Source organism: Lysinibacillus sp. NPDC098008 (assembly GCF_044760715.1).
Taxonomy (GTDB): domain Bacteria; phylum Bacillota; class Bacilli; order Bacillales_A; family Planococcaceae; genus Lysinibacillus.
This window is the reverse complement of record NZ_JBIWBA010000001.1, coordinates 478,505-492,980: the sequence shown is the minus strand read 5'-3', so window position 1 is coordinate 492,980 and position 14,476 is coordinate 478,505. Positions and strand designations below refer to the sequence as shown.

At 34.5% G+C, this 14,476-nt stretch carries 8 protein-coding genes; 6 read left to right on the top strand and 2 right to left on the bottom strand.

Annotation, left to right across the window (positions count from 1 at the left end; translation table 11 throughout):
• Window positions 1-273 precede the first annotated feature (273 nt).
• The 5 genes from pglX (ACIQVU_RS02400) to ACIQVU_RS02380 all read left to right on the top strand — a co-directional run bounded on the left by pglX (ACIQVU_RS02400) (window position 274) and on the right by ACIQVU_RS02380 (window position 10,704).
• The gene (gene pglX / locus ACIQVU_RS02400; RefSeq protein WP_402893686.1) at window positions 274-1,941 is read left to right on the top strand and encodes a BREX-1 system adenine-specific DNA-methyltransferase PglX; all 1,668 of its coding nucleotides are present in this window, start codon (window positions 274-276) and stop codon (window positions 1,939-1,941) included.
• 87 nt (window positions 1,942-2,028) lie between these two features.
• Entirely contained in the window at window positions 2,029-5,544 is a 3,516-nt protein-coding gene (gene pglX, locus ACIQVU_RS02395; protein WP_402893659.1) for a BREX-1 system adenine-specific DNA-methyltransferase PglX, read from the top strand.
• Between the two features lie 236 nt (window positions 5,545-5,780).
• The gene (gene pglZ, locus ACIQVU_RS02390; RefSeq protein WP_402893656.1) at window positions 5,781-8,339 is read left to right on the top strand and encodes a BREX-1 system phosphatase PglZ type A; all 2,559 of its coding nucleotides are present in this window, start codon (window positions 5,781-5,783) and stop codon (window positions 8,337-8,339) included.
• Window positions 8,340-8,357: 18 nt separating this feature from the next.
• The gene (brxL, locus tag ACIQVU_RS02385; RefSeq protein WP_402893653.1) at window positions 8,358-10,412 is read left to right on the top strand and encodes a protease Lon-related BREX system protein BrxL; all 2,055 of its coding nucleotides are present in this window, start codon (window positions 8,358-8,360) and stop codon (window positions 10,410-10,412) included.
• Between the two features lie 28 nt (window positions 10,413-10,440).
• Window positions 10,441-10,704 carry a hypothetical protein gene (locus ACIQVU_RS02380; protein ID WP_402893650.1) on the top strand — a complete coding sequence of 88 codons (264 nt, stop codon included), beginning with the start codon at window positions 10,441-10,443 and terminating at the stop codon, window positions 10,702-10,704.
• Window positions 10,705-11,156: 452 nt separating this feature from the next.
• On the opposite strand, the gene ACIQVU_RS02375 is transcribed toward ACIQVU_RS02380, so the two are convergent.
• Both ACIQVU_RS02375 and ACIQVU_RS02370 read right to left on the bottom strand, forming a co-directional pair.
• Complete coding sequence (locus ACIQVU_RS02375; protein WP_402893647.1) at window positions 11,157-11,438, bottom strand: hypothetical protein; 282 nt, start codon at window positions 11,436-11,438, stop codon at window positions 11,157-11,159.
• Complete coding sequence (locus ACIQVU_RS02370; protein WP_402893644.1) at window positions 11,435-12,412, bottom strand: ParM/StbA family protein; 978 nt, start codon at window positions 12,410-12,412, stop codon at window positions 11,435-11,437. The genes ACIQVU_RS02375 and ACIQVU_RS02370 overlap by 4 nt, the downstream gene beginning before the upstream one ends.
• A 184-nt stretch (window positions 12,413-12,596) precedes the next feature.
• Between ACIQVU_RS02370 and ACIQVU_RS02365 the strand changes: the two genes are divergently transcribed.
• Complete coding sequence (locus ACIQVU_RS02365; protein WP_402893641.1) at window positions 12,597-14,471, top strand: KAP family P-loop NTPase fold protein; 1,875 nt, start codon at window positions 12,597-12,599, stop codon at window positions 14,469-14,471.
• Window positions 14,472-14,476: the final 5 nt, after the last annotated feature.

Sequence of the window (14,476 nt, the reverse complement as noted above, 5' to 3'; positions counted from 1 at the left end):
CTATTTAACAATTGGTCGATTATTAAAGGCAGCTCCATGGAAATCCGCTCACTTATGGGTTCGAAAAATTGCCGGGAAAGCGATTCCATAAAGGGTTCATCTTTTCTGTCGCACACGTCACAGGTTATAGTAAAAAAATGGATGACTACTACCTCTGCTTAAGTGTCTTCGTTTTTCTTCATAAAAGGAACGAAAAGAAAACAGAAAATTCAGTTAAAATTTATGCGACGCTAGTGATATAAGGGTTATTATACAGAAGTAAAATACAAAGATATTCAATTAGAAGAAAGACCGAAGAAGTTCCCTATTTTAGAGAATCGAAATAGTGCAGTATCTGCAGAAAACTTCAATAAAACTCCAGGTACTCCGATCGCATACTGGGTAAGTAATAGACTTCTAAATGTATTTAATACATCAAAACAATTAGAGTCTATCGTAGAACCTAAAAAAGGATTAACAACTGCTAATGATCAAGTTTATTTAAGAAGGTGGAGTGAAGTTTCAAAAGAAAAATTAGAAATTAATACTTCTGACTATGATGAAGAAAGAAAAAGTAATAAAAAATGGTTCCCTCTTAATAAGGGAGGAGAATATCGTAAATGGTATGGTAATAATGAATATGTGGTGAATTGGGAAAATAATGGTCAAGATTTAAAGAATTACAAAAATTCAGTGCTTAGAAATACAAGTTATTATTTTAAAGAATGTATTACTTGGAACGATGTAACCTCTTCTAAGGTTTCATTTAGATATAAACCAAGTGGTCATATATTTAATGATGCTGGACCGAGTATATTTGGGGATATAGACAATCTTTTATATATTATCGGATTTGGAAATAGTATAGTTTCGGAAGAAATATGCAAGTTAATAGCACCAACTATCCATTATGGAGTTGGGCAAATTGCTAAATTACCAATCATAATAAATGAAACAGTAAAAAATGAAGTGATAAAAATATCTCATGATAATATAAAACTTTCAAAAGAAGACTGGGACAGTTTTGAAACGAGTTGGGACTTTAAAAAACACCCATTTATTTATTTTGGGACAGAAAATATAAAAACTGCATTTGAAGAGTGGGAGGCAATTACTCAAGAAAGATTTACCCACCTTAAAAATAACGAGAGGAAATTGAACAATATATTTATTGAAGTATATGATTTGCATGACGATTTCAGTCCAGAGATTAATGATAGTGATGTAACAGTTCAAAAAGCTAATTTAGAAAAGGATTTTAAACATTTTATTTCTTACGCTATTGGATGTTCATTTGGTCGCTATTCACTCGACGAAGAAGGTCTTATCTATGCTGGCGGAGAATTAGATTCATCACGTTATAAAACTTTCCCAGCAGACGAAGATAACATTCTACCAATTCTACCAGGCGCATATTTCGAAGATGATATTGTGGCGAAGTTTGTAGATTTCGTCCGCGTAACATTTAGTGATGAAACACTTGAAGAAAATCTTGATTTCATTGCAGATGCGATTGGTCGCAAGAAAACGGAAACAGCAAGAGAAGCGATTCGTCGTTATTTCTTAAATGATTTCTTTAAAGATCATGTGCAGACGTATAAGAAACGTCCGATTTATTGGTTATTTACTTCTGGTAAAGAAAAAGCGTTCAACTGTTTAATTTATATGCATCGTTATGATGAAACGACACTTTCTCGTATTCGTACAGATTATTTACATGAAGTGCAAATTCGCATGGATGCGGAGAAGAAGGATTTACTGTCAATTATTGATGGTGATTATACAACGAAAGAAATTAGCGATGCGAAAAAGGCTCTGAAGTCACTCGATAAGAAGATTGATGAATTAAAAGCGTATGATGAATTACTTCATCACATGGCGGATAAGAAAATCACAATCGATTTAGATGACGGTGTGAAGCATAATTATGAATTATTTAAAGGATTAGTTGCAAAAATATAATTAAGAATGGAGATGGAATTTTTATTTGACTCTCATTTTTCTTAAATTTACTTATAAAAGGGAATAAATGATTGGAAGTGAATATTAGTGAATAAAAGCGCACTGAAAAAGTTCGCAACAGAAGCACGTAAGGAACTTTTAGAACGTGTTGAGCTTAAAGCAAGTAAAATAGGGATAACTGAAAAATCCATTCAAAATGCAACAGTCGAAAGTTCGGATGCCGTCTTCATTGACGGCGAACGTCTTTCAGATATTGAAAGACGCCAACGCAACAAATTAATTAAACGCATTGAAGAAATTGGTTTCAAACGTGTTATGGAAGAAACAGCTTATACATGGTTTAATCGTTTCATTGCATTACGTTTTATGGAAGTTAATGATTACTTACCAACAAAAGTGCGTGTATTATCGTCGGCAAATCCTGATAGTGTTGAGCCAGACATGATGAAAGAAGCGTTATCTCTTGATATAGAACTGGATAAGGAATATATATATAAATTAAAAACGGCAAAAGAGGATACAACGAATGAACTGTTTAAATATCTTATAAAAGCTCATTGTAATGATTTAAACCGCTATATGCCGTTTATGTTTGAAACGATTGAAGATTATAAGGAAATTCTATTCCCAGAAGGGCTACTTGGAACAGATTCTTTTGTACGTCAAATGACAAATCCAGATGTGATTGCAGAGAGTGATTGGGAAAGTGTGGAGATTATTGGGTGGCTCTATCAGTATTATATTTCTGAAGAAAAAGATCGTATTATTCAAGCAAAAAAGAGATATAAAGCTGAAGAATTACCATTTGCCACGCAGTTATTTACACCAGAGTGGATTGTTCGTTACATGGTGCAAAATGCTTTAGGGCGTTATTGGATAGAATCACATTCTGAACATCGAGATTTGATTTCAAATTGGGAATTTTATTTAGAAAACCCGAATCCAGAGCCTGATTTTGAAGAAGAATTAGCTCCGTATATTAATAAAGAGTTGAATGTGGAAGACATCAAATGCTTTGACCCAGCAATGGGAAGTGGGCATATTTTAGTTTATATGTTCGATGTGCTATTTGAAATTTATAGTAGATGTGGTTATGTTGAGAGAGAAATTCCGCGTCTAATTATTGAGAAAAATCTCTTTGGATTGGATATAGATGACCGAGCGTATCAATTAGCAAGTTTTTCAATTGTTATGAAAGCGTTGAAGCATAACAAACGTTTCTTAAGAAGTATTGATCGAGATTGCTTGACGATGAATTTAGTGTCAATACAAGAAACAAATAGTTTTACAGATGAAGAAATAGCTTTCTTGGCTGGTGATTTTGAGGGAGAATCGTTCGAAAAAATGAAATCTTTTTTAAATCAATTCTTTGATGCTAAAGCTATTGGTTCTTTAATAAAAATTGAAACATATGATGCAGAGTTTTTGATTAACAGATTGAAAAAAATTGAAAAAGAAAGTGTTGATCTATTCCAGTTGGATATAAAGGATCGTATCTTAGATGTTTTTAGAACAGTAGTAACACAAGCATCGATTATGAGTGGAAAATATGATATTTTTATAACAAATCCTCCGTATGCAGGAACAAAGTATGTTACAACAGAAGTTACCAAATACTTGAATGAAAACTATCCTGATACAAAGTCAGACCTTTATTCGGCTTTTATAGAATATAGTTTTTACAATACTAAGAATAATGGGCAAATGGCTTTTATAACGCCATTTCCTTGGATGTTTATTTCATCGTTTGAAAAGCTAAGAAAAATAATAGTTGATGAAAAAAACATTTGTACTTTAATTCAGTTAGAATATAATGCTTTTGAACCAGCAATGGTTCCTGTATGTACATTTACATTAAGAAACTATCGCGTTGATTTAGAGGGAAACTATATCAAACTCTCTGATTTTAGAGGACATGAAAATCAGCCTATAAAAACTTTGGGGGCTATTCAAACTCCTACAGTTTCATATAGATATTTGTTTAATCAGGATAACTTAAATAAAATTCCTGGTACACCAATTGCCTATTGGATAAATAGTAAGATAATAAATAGTTTTGAAAATGACAAGAAAATTTCTGATTTTGGTGAAGCTAAAAGTGGACTACAAACTGGAAATAATGATTTATTTTTAAAACAATGGTATGAGGTCGAAAATTATAAAATTGCTTATGACATGAGAAGTAAGGAACAATTTTTAAATTCCAAGAAAAAATGGGTCCCACAAATTAAGGGTGGTTCTTATAGGAAATGGTATGGTAATTTCGATTATATTGTTAATTGGGAAAATGACGGATATGAAATACGACAGGGCCGTGGATGTAGACTAAATGCAATGGCGAATGATAGATTTTATTTTAAACAAGGAATTACATGGTCACATACGACGTCGGGTGGATTTGGAGCGAGGTACTTACCTACAGGACATTTGTTTAATGTTGAGGCACCTACATTTTTTTCAATCGAAGAAAGAGAAATTGAATACATTTTAGCGTTCTTAAATTCGAGAGTTGCTTCTCAAATTTTAAGTATAATGAATTCGACTATGCATTATTTAGTAGGGGATATTTTAAAGTTACCTTTAAAATCTGACAGCAATTTTTTGTCAGTAATTAAAGAGATTGTTAATGAAAATATTGAGATATCGCAAAATGATTGGGATAATTTTGAGATTTCATGGGGGTTTAAAAGACATCCGTTATTGGCTGATTCAGCAAAAACTATTGAATTGGCTTATATGAAATGGTGGGGAATAGCTGATTTTAATTTCAACCAAATTAAATCAAATGAAGAAGAAATAAATCGCATTTTTATCCATATTTATGGATTGCAAGGTGAGTTAACTCCTGAAGTTGAAGCGAAAGATGTGACGGTACGTAAAGCTGATTTAGAACGTGATATAAAATCCTTTATTTCCTATTCGATAGGCTGTTCTTTAGGTCGTTATTCACTCGATGAAGAAGGTCTAATCTACGCAGGTGGTGAATTTGATTCATCACGCTATAAAACTTTCCCAGCAGATGAAGATAATATTCTGCCAATTTTACCAGGAGCATATTTCCAAGACGACATTGTTACAAAGTTTGTAGATTTCGTCCGTATCACATTTAGCGAAGAAACACTGGAAAAAAACCTTGATTTCATTGCAAATGCGATTGGCCGTAAAAAGTCGGAAACAGCGAGAGAAGCGATTCGCCGTTACTTCTTAAATGATTTCTTCAAAGATCATGTGCAGATGTATAAGAAGCGTCCGATTTATTGGTTGTTTACTTCTGGTAAAGAAAAGGCGTTTAACTGTTTAATTTACATGCATCGTTATGATGAAACGACACTTTCTCGTATTCGTACAGACTATTTACATGAAGTACAAATTCGTATGGATGCGGAGAAGAAGGATTTACTATCAATTATTGATGGTGATTATACAACGAAAGAAATTAGCGATGCGAAAAAGGCACTGAAATCGCTCGATAAGAAGATCGATGAATTAAAAGCGTATGATGAATTGTTACATCATATGGCGGATAAGAAAATCACAATCGATTTAGACGACGGTGTGAAGCATAACTATGATTTATTTAAAGGATTAGTGGCGAAGATATAGATTATAATGAAGGTAGGAGTGTGGCTTTAGCTATGTCTTCTACCTTCTTCATTATCAAAACAAAATAAAACCCCAGCCCTGCAAAATGGTAGCGGGGAAAGGGTTTTAACGAGCAAGTCCAGCCCAACTAATGGCAGTGGGGAAAGAGGTTGCTCAACATATGAAATGTTACAGTATTATAATAGTAAAAATGAGTAACTGTCAATGAATAGAAGTACAGAAAGTAGTGATATAGTTTGAATATCGAGCAAATAGCATCGGCGTTACAAGACATTTTTAACGAGCCGTTAAAAGACGGGGAACAGCGTAAAATTGTCTTTTGGGTAGACAAGGATCAGGAATTTATCGAGGAAATCGAGCAATTTGTGCTGGATGGTGTTAAAGTCCAAACATTATTGGATAATAATCAGTTTTACATGAAGTATTTATTAGAGGAAGAGGATCCGACTTCGCATTATTTAATTTATACGAATCTTGAATTAGGTTTAGAAAATAACTGGTTAGCAGATACCGTATTGTATTCGAAAACTTTTTATGCAGATCGTGTGTCGCTGATTTTAAATGATCTTAATATTGATCCAGCATTGCGCAGTGTTGTGAAAAAATATGAGCGCTTCTTTCAAAATAAAGAACGCTATCGTAAATTCCAAGCAATGGGTATTGCTGAATTCAATGAAGTGTCGATTGAACGAGCTATCATGAGTGTTTTATGTAATGTGAAGGTTCCAGATTTTGCAGAAATATTAAAATCAGTGTTAATAGAAACATTGGAAGATGAAAACAACAAATATTTACAGCTAATGAATAAATATTTTGATTTGAGCGTCTTTTGGCAGTATGTTGCAGATTTTTATGGCTATGAACGTGAAAATCCATCATTGAAGACATTGCTCATTCACTTAGCGGTAACAGCCTTTAGCCATAGTGTACCAGAGCAATATTTATCGGCTGTAAAGGACTTTGTAGCGACGCGCAGTAAGACGAATGCCCTTGTCTTTATGGACCACTGGATGCACCATAAAACTGATTTTGAACTGTACGATCAATACGTGGAAATCGTTGAGCAAGAAATTCAAATCTCGAAGTTATTGCAACCGATTCCTGTTGACGAGTTTAAGCAAGCAGATACATTCCCTTATGTCGATAAAGCGATCATTATTTATATTGCCAACAGTCTTTTAGAAGGGCGCGAAGATTTTGAGGAATACATTAAGCTCATTAAGCTAAGACGGGCGAAGCATTTTTATGAGAAATATGCATCAATTTATGAAGCGCTACTGTATAGCGTGAAAATGCAGGCGTTTTATGTGGAGTACCGCCACGGAATTCCTTCAGGTCAAGCGGTAGATATGTTTAAGGCGTATGAAAGTAAGTATTATGTGATGGATACATATTACCGTAAGTTTTATGTTGCGTACGATGCAGAGAGCAATAACGAGATGCTGAAAAAGCTAAAAGACCTTGTTGAGCATTTGTATACACATTGGTTTATGGGCGAGCTAAGTGTGAATTGGTCAAAAGCTGTTAAGGAAGAAATGGCATCGAATTGGTCGTTGCCAGGCGTTGTAAATCAGCAAGCTTTTTATACGTCAACTGTTGCACCACATATTCGTCATGATGAACGCGTATTTGTTATTATTTCAGATGCATTCCGCTATGAGGTAGGAGTCGAATTAGCTGAGCGCCTAAATTCAGAAACAATCGGTACATGTACAATTCAATCGATGCTAAGTGTTCTTCCTTCTGTTACAAAGCTTGGAATGGCATCATTGCTACCGCATAAAACATTGGATTTTAATGAATCAATGAAAGTATTAGTGGATGGTAAAAGCACTGCTGGTATTGAAAATCGCCGAGCAATTATTGAAAATGCAGTTGCCGATAGTATGACCGTACATTATCAGGACATGATGAACATGAATAAGGCGGGCAGACGTGAAACCTTTAAAGGTAAAAAGCTGATTTATATTTATCACGATACAATTGATGGCACAGGTGATAATGCATCGACAGAAATTTATACGTTTGATGCGGTAGATCGAACTTTGAACCAGCTATATGATTTAGTAAAAATCATTCGTGACGATTTAAGCGGGACAAATGTATATATTACGGCAGATCATGGCTTCTTATATCAGCGCGAACCTTTAGAAGAAAGTGACAAAATCGAAAAGGTAAAAATCGATACAGTTGAATTATCACGACGCTACACGTTATCAAAAGAAGGCGAAGAAATTGATGGGCAAATTAAAATTGATTTGTCATCTGTTGTGCAAAATGAACAACAGCTTTATGCGTATGTACCGATGGGGACAATTCGAAATCGCAAGCAGGGGCAAGGTGTAAACTTTGTACATGGCGGGGCGAGCCTTCAAGAAATTATGATTCCGTTGTTGTCGTTTAAGAACAAACGAGCAGGACAAAAAGGCGTACAAAAGTTAGATAAGGTAGAAATTAAATTAACAAGCACAATGCGCAAAGTGACGAATCGTATTTTCAATTTAAACTTCTTCCAAACAGAAAAAGTTGGGGAAAAACTGAAGCCTCAAACTGTACTAATTTATATGGTAGATGACGAAAATAATGTTTTATCAAATGAAGAAACGATTATCGGTGACCGCACATCTTCAAACCCAGCAGAGCGTGAATATAAAATACGATTTGCGTTGAAAAATATACCGTATGATCGCAGTAAATCGTACTATTTAGTTATTAAAGATGTTGAAACTGGTATTGAAAAGGATAAAATTCCGTTTGAAATCAATTTAAGCATTGTAAGTGATTTTGATTTTTAATTGCTGGGAGGGGTAGCTTTGGAAGAGTTGCATGAAGCAAATACATTGGCATTAGATAAAAAATTGAACGATGTTTTTGCAGGGCGTGTTGTACGTAAGGATTTAACGAAACTCATTAAGGAAGGTGCCAATGTACCAATCTATGTACTTGAGTATTTATTAGGTATGTATTGCGCAACGGATGATGAAGATAGCATTAAAGAAGGTATAGACCGCGTTAAAAAAATTCTTGCAGATAACTTTGTCCGTCCTGATGAAGCTGAGAAAATTAAAAGTAAAATTCGTGAGCTTGGTCAATATTCTATTATTGATAAGATTACTGTACGTTTAAATCCAAAGAAAGATATGTATGAGGCGGAGTTTTCGAATTTAGGGCTGAAAGAGGTACCTGTATCGGCATCTTACGTCAAAGAATTCGATAAGCTATTAGCTGGTGGTATTTGGTGTATGCTGAAAATTGATTACTTCTTTGATGAAGAACAGCGCAACATGAGCCCATTTAGTGTAGCGAATTTAAAGCCAATCCAAATGCCGAACATGGATTTAAATGAAATTATCGAAGGGCGAAAGCATTTTACGAAATTAGAGTGGATGGACATTTTAATTCGTTCTACGGGGATGGAGCCGACTCAATTAACAGAGCGTGCTAAGTGGCATCTGTTACTACGTTTAGTGCCACTTGTAGAAAATAATTATAATATGTGTGAGCTTGGACCTCGTGGGACAGGGAAATCGCATGTTTACAAGGAAATTTCGCCGAACTCGATTTTAGTATCGGGCGGACAGTCCACAGTAGCGAACTTATTTTACAATATGTCCACACGATCAGTTGGACTTGTTGGGATGTGGGATGTTGTTGCTTTTGACGAAGTGGCAGGCATAAAGTTCAAAGATAAAGATGGTATTCAAATAATGAAAGACTACATGGCAAGTGGTTCATTTGCGCGTGGTAAAGAAGAGAAAACGGCATCTGCTTCAATGGTCTTTGTGGGAAATATTAATCAAAGTGTCGATTCTCTCATTAAAACATCGCATTTATTCGCGCCATTTCCAGAAGGTATGAATAACGATTCGGCGTTCTTTGATCGAATGCATTATTACTTGCCAGGATGGGAAATTCCAAAAATGCGTCCTGATTTCTTTACTGACAGATATGGTTTCATCGTTGATTATTTAGCGGAATATTTCCGAGAAATGCGCAAACGCTCATTTGGCGATGCAATCGACCAATATTTCAAGTTAGGCAATAATTTGAATCAACGTGACGTGATTGGTGTACGCAAAACTGTATCGGGCTTGATGAAATTATTATTCCCGCATGGCGAATTTTCAAAGGAAGCTGTGGAAGAAGTGCTTCAATATGCTTTAGAAGGACGTAGACGCGTAAAAGAGCAATTGAAAAAAATCGGCGGTATGGAGTTTTACGATGTGATGTTTTCATATATTGATAAAGAATCATTAGACGAACAGTATGTTTCAGTACCAGAACAAGGTGGAGGCAAGCTTATTCCAGAAGGATTAAGTAAAGCTGGTCATGTTTATACAGTCGGTGTTGGGGAGTCAGGTATGATTGGTGTATTCAAATTAGAAAACCAACTTGTATCGGGCTCAGGAAAATTTGAAAAATCGGGTATCGGATCGAACCGAGCTGTTAAAGAAAGCTTAGATACAGCTTATCGTTACTTTACAGCGAACAGCAAAAGCATTAGTGGTTCTATTACGATTAAAACGAAGGATTATTTAATGCATATAGCAGATTTACAAGGCATTGGACTATCACCACAAATTTCTGTTGCCGAGCTGGTCGGTTTGTGTTCAGGCGCATTGGAAAAGCCAGTACAAGAAAGCACTGTTGTATTAGGAAATATGACTGTCGGGGGTACGCTTGAAAAAATAGAGGAATTAGCAAATGTTTTGCAAGTATGTGTAGATGCAGGTGCTAAAAAGGTGTTAGTACCTTCCTCGGTCGCGTCAGACTTCCCAACAATTCCACCTGATCTATTAATCAAAGTACAGCTAATTTTCTACATTGATCCAGTCGATGCGGTGTATAAGGCGTTGGGTGTGAATTAGGTCATATACGTTAATAGGGGCGAATATAATGACAGTATTAGCGCCTCAAAAAGTTCGAGGAGGTCCTTCTATGCCAAAAGAAAATACAATATTAAAGGATGTGACATGGGAGATTGACCAGCAGTTATACGTCATTCATAACGTTCCTGTAAATGTATATGAGGGCGATGTAAATGATCGCACGTATAGCTCAGAAACAACATTAAAGTTACTACTGCTAAAAGATTTGATGGAATCAGCAGAGATTCCGAGTGAGATTGATTATTCAAAAGCGGACGCACTAAAATTATAAAACAAGAGCCAATTACTATTTGAGTGTAAAAAAATAGTAATTGGCTTTTTTGGTGCATAAAAGCAACTGCTCAATAGTTATTTTTCAAAATCTATCGGTGATTCGTCATCGATGGGCTTTTCTACATTTGTAACAAGTTGTCCTGCCTGAATTTATCTGCAATCGCCTGCGCCAATGCATCATGATGAAACTCTTATTCGTTGGTAGGTATCTGGATTTATTCTCAAGAAGGAGAGATGCAAATAGATCTGTAAGTAGATTATTAACTACGCTTTAATTGTAATAGTAATACAAATATATTTGTCAGCGATTTATATTAATAATCGCAATCTGTTTGTGCATCTATTTGGATTAGATTTTCGATTATAATTGCGATTAGAGTTGGATTATATTATTGAATATATGTATAAGTGCGGGAAAAATCCCGCTATATTGTTCAGAAACTAACTCAATTAAAATAATTGATCGATAATCATTTTTTCCTCTAAGCCTACTGGTTCATTATGGTTAGTAGGGTTTTCTGCGTTAGCAACAATTTGTCCAGCTCCTAACTTATCTGCAATTGCTTGTGCAAGTGCGTCAATGGAATTGTTATTGGGATTGTTCATCATATCATTGTGTATTAGATTTCTAATATACCCACTAACACTTTGCCCCTGATCCCGAATCGTTTGCAAATGCGCTATTATATCGTGGTCCTCCGCTAAAAAGCTTATCGTTATTCGGTTTCTCATAGATTGTGCTTGATTTTTAAGATTTGTAGGAAGGATTTGACGTTAGCGAATTGCGGATTGACCACGATTTTAGCATGAGGGAAATGCTCTTTAATGCAATTGTGCAGTAGTAAAGCGCCACCGCCACAGAAGCAAATATTAGTGTTATTGAACGTATAGCCACGACTTTTCGCAAATGAAATAATCTCTTGGAAATGTGCATCTTTTATTTGCTCAATTAAATGATGGCTGTCGGTGATGATAGCTCCTTCAGACATTAAATATCCATCGTGAATGATTCGCTCAAGGTCATTAGCTTCTACAGCGATGCTGAACTTTTCATTAATCATTCGTCCGATTTTCCCTTTTAAAATATTGCATCCGTTATTTGTAACAACCATGCTATTAAAATTCGGTGTTAACCCATCGAATTGACATAGTGTGGCATTCAAGCCTCCGATGTCGAGTACTGTTGTATGAACATTTTTAGATGCTTTGACATCATGAAAAATTGCCCCAATTCCTTCGAATACAACTGTTGAATCGTTTAGTTCAATCATAAAGGGAACGCCATTGACCTCAATCATAATAGGGTTATTAAAGTTTTCAATGAATTCAAGGTACCGCTTTTTAGTAGTAGCATCCTTATACGCAGATATAGGGATATTAACTGCGACTTTCAAATCGACAGTTGAGGGATGAATATTTGCTTGCTTTAATAATTCTGCAATCGCAACGTAAATGCACAGCTTATGAATTTCCTTCTCTTTTGATAAATCATAGGAGGAGTAGCTTTCGTCTACCATATTGCCGAGGATATAGGTTTTACCGTTATGCTTGACGACATACGAGCCAACTGGAACATCAATGTCTAACGATGTTGTCACTTCCTGCATTTTGGTTCGGAAGTAAACGTAATGTTCCTTGTTGTGTAAAAGGATTGCTTTCGTTCCATATTTTCCGCTATCAACAGCGATAAGTGCTTTAGGTTTCATAGTATAAATCAGCTCCTTAAAGTTTTTCTTTATACTATGCACTTAATGAAAAAATATAAGACATTTCATAAAATTTATGTCGAAGTAAGTTCGACGTTTATGAAATGTCTTATCCAATATGCAATATCAAAGAGGTAGAGAAGGTATGGTGAATATTGTATTATAATCATAAGGAGTTGATAAAATGTGGGCAGATAGTGCTTCAAAAATAGATATGTTAGCTTATGAGCCATATGCTGATTTATTATATGAAATTGCAACAGATCAAAGGGTAAATCCATTAACTATTGGTTTATACGGTAGTTGGGGAAGTGGTAAATCGACAATTTTAAATTTAATTCAAGAAAAGACTAAAGTTAATGAAAAAAATGTTACGGTATTCGTTAATGCTTGGATGTTCGAGGGTTATGATGACGCTAAGTCAGCATTGATGGAAGTTATTTTAAGAACATTGGAAGAAAATGAAACTCTAAAACAAAAAGTCGGAGATAAGATTAAAGGATTAAAAAATCGTATAGATTGGTTTAGATTAGGGAGTTCTGTAGTTAAAACAAGTATTCCAGCAGTAAGCGCGCTTTTAGGTAATCCACTGCCTCTTTTACTGGAAGGTTTAAAATCAAATTTACCTTCGAATGCTGAAGAGGCAGAAGAAACTATTAAAAGTATTTCAGCTATTAAAGATTACATTAAGGGCGAAACGGACGAAAATTTAGTTCAAAACATAAGATTGTTCAGAGAGGAATTTTCTGAAATGTTGGAAAAATCCGATGTTGATAATTTGATAATAATTATCGATGATTTAGATCGTTGTAGCCCTGAAAGAATAATAGAAACATTAGAAGCAATAAAACTGTTTTTGGCAGTTAGAAAGACAACGTTTATAATTGCTATCGATGAAGATGTAGTAAGTTATGCTGTACAAGTGAAATATCCAAAATTAGAGGATTTTCCAATGGACATAACTACTGATTATATTGAAAAAATTATTCAAGTCCCAATTAAAATCCCGATATTATCCAATATTGAAATTAAGAATTACTTGTTACTACTCATATGCGAAATGTATATGACTAATGAAGCTTTTGAACGTTTATTGGACGAGCTAAAAACTCGTAAAATCTTCGTAAAAGGCGAAATTATAAGTAAATCGGAGATACTGGAAATTGTCGGAGAACAGGAAGGATTCATTAAATCTGAGATGGATAATACAGAATTTGAAGTGCAATTAAGTACCTTCGATGATATTAGTGAAATTATTGCTACTACTTTAAAAGGAAATCCAAGGCAAGCGAAAAGATTTTCAAATACTTTTTTCATTAGGAAGAAGTTAGCGGAGATTCAAGGTTTAAAACTTAATCTGAAAGTCCTTGCTAAATTAATGGTTTTAGAATATACAAATATCGAATTATTTAGAGAATTATATAGCTGGCAGATTAATAATGAGGGCAAAGCTGAAGAGATTAAAGAACTTTGCAATTTAATAAATGAAAAAGGTGCATTCAGTACAGAAGATGATTTAACGATAAAAATTAGCCAAGAATGGTATAAACCATTGTCACAAGAATGGTTGAAAGTTGATCCAATTGAGTTAGATGAAATAGATTTAAGACCATATTATTATTTAGCAAAAGATTCAATTAAGGAAAAGCATAATTTAATTGTCAACCTTACTGCAGAAGAAAGAAAATGGGTTAACGAAATTTGTGCGAAAGAACTAAATGATAGGTTACGTATTAATAAAATTAAAGAATTGAAGACTAATGTTTACGTGGATCATACAAAAGTTTTCAAGGGGATTGTAGCAAAATATAGAACGGAACGCGTACAAAATACTAAAGTATTAATCTTTATGTTCGAACATTTTGAAACTTTTAGATTTGATATTCTGAAAGAATTAAAGTTGTTAGACAAAGGGGATATGAGTCCAGCTATAATAAAGCATTTTAATGTCATTAAGGAAATTAATCATGCAGATTATGACTCACTTAAAGAATATTTTGTCAATCATCAAAACGTAGAATTAAAACTTTGGGAACGCATTGAAAATCAGAGAAAGTAGGAGGT

Excerpts from the sequence above, each read along its gene's own strand:
- ACIQVU_RS02380 (WP_402893650.1), top strand. The coding sequence starts at position 10,441 with ATGACAGTATTAGCGCCTCAAAAAGTTCGAGGAGGTCCTTCTATGCCA.
- ACIQVU_RS02370 (WP_402893644.1), bottom strand. The coding sequence starts at position 12,412 with ATGAAACCTAAAGCACTTATCGCTGTTGATAGCGGAAAATATGGAACG.
- ACIQVU_RS02375 (WP_402893647.1), bottom strand. The coding sequence starts at position 11,438 with ATGAGAAACCGAATAACGATAAGCTTTTTAGCGGAGGACCACGATATA.
- ACIQVU_RS02365 (WP_402893641.1), top strand. The coding sequence starts at position 12,597 with ATGTGGGCAGATAGTGCTTCAAAAATAGATATGTTAGCTTATGAGCCA.